We start from the raw sequence: 1,133 nt of genomic DNA, 5'->3' as shown, positions 1-1,133 counted from the left end.
TTGTAACTTGTCCCTTGCCGACTCTGCTATTGCAGCAGGTGCGGTGGCGGACGAGAGACCGGAGCATCTTTGGGCCTTGAAGCCCGTGGGAGAGCGAGGGTCTTCGTCCGCCGTTCCATCGACCCCGAACAGTCGCCTGGGCCGCAAGCGAAGCCCGATTAGGCAAGGATGGGATAGGATGGAAATCGTTGTTGGCATCGACGTTTCGAAGGATCGGCTGGATGTGCATGTTTTGCCGTCCGGTGAAGCGTTTTCGGTTGGTAACGACCATGCCGGGATGGAGGATCTGGCTCGACGTCTTGCAGCCTTTTCTCCGACGGCAATCGGATTGGAGGCTACGGGAGGCTACGAGCAGCTGGCGGTCGCCACTTTGGCGAGCGCCGGCCTTTCGGTTGTCGTGGTCAATCCAGCGCAGGTCCGGGCCTTTGCCAACGCGCTCGGCAAGCGGGCCAAGACCGATCCGATCGATGCTGCCGTCATCGCAGCCTTCATAGCTGCGACCAAGCCGGAACTGCGGCCGCTGCGCGATGCCGAGACCAGGACGTTGGCCGATCTCGTCACGCGCCGGCGTCAGATCGTGCAGATGATCGTGGCCGAAGAGAACCGCGCCCGCACGGTCAACGCAAGACAGGCGCAAAAGAGCATCAAGCGCCTGCTCGCCGCGCTCAGGCGTGAGTTGGAAAGCCTCGATGCCGACCTGGACGATCATATCCGCAAGTCGCCACTCTGGCGGGTCCGGGAAAAACTGCTGTCCTCCGTACCAGGCATCGGTCCCACCGTTGCCCGCACCATGATCGCCGAGATGCCGGAGTTGGGCAGCCTCGACCGGCGCCAGATCGCAGCGCTCGCAGGTCTCGCACCATGGACGAGGCAGTCCGGCACATGGCGTGGCAAGAGCTTCATCGGCGGCGGCAGGAGCCGCGTGCGCGCCGTCCTCTTCATGGCTGCCCTCGTCGCCATACGCCACAATCCGGTCCTCAAGGCCTTTCGCGACCGCCTCGTCGAGGTCGGCAAGCCGAAGATCGTCGCCGTCGTGGCCGTCATGCGAAAGCTGCTGACCATTCTCAACGCCATCATCCGCGACCAAAAACCATGGCAAACAGCTTGACAGCCAAGACAGTCGCTCTCCCCGT

The 1,133-nt window shown here is 63.0% G+C and carries 1 protein-coding gene; it reads left to right on the top strand.

Annotated features, from left to right (window positions below; translation table 11 throughout):
* Positions 1-178 precede the first annotated feature (178 nt).
* Positions 179-1,108 (top strand): IS110 family transposase, encoded by a 930-nt coding sequence (locus EN857_RS33210; protein ID WP_127312295.1) that lies wholly within the window; start codon positions 179-181, stop codon positions 1,106-1,108.
* Positions 1,109-1,133: the final 25 nt, after the last annotated feature.

Source organism: Mesorhizobium sp. M4B.F.Ca.ET.214.01.1.1 (genome assembly GCF_004791545.1).
Lineage (GTDB): Bacteria > Pseudomonadota > Alphaproteobacteria > Rhizobiales > Rhizobiaceae > Mesorhizobium > Mesorhizobium abyssinicae.
Note: the sequence above shows the minus strand (reverse complement) of the source record. Positions and strands in the feature narration are given on the sequence as shown.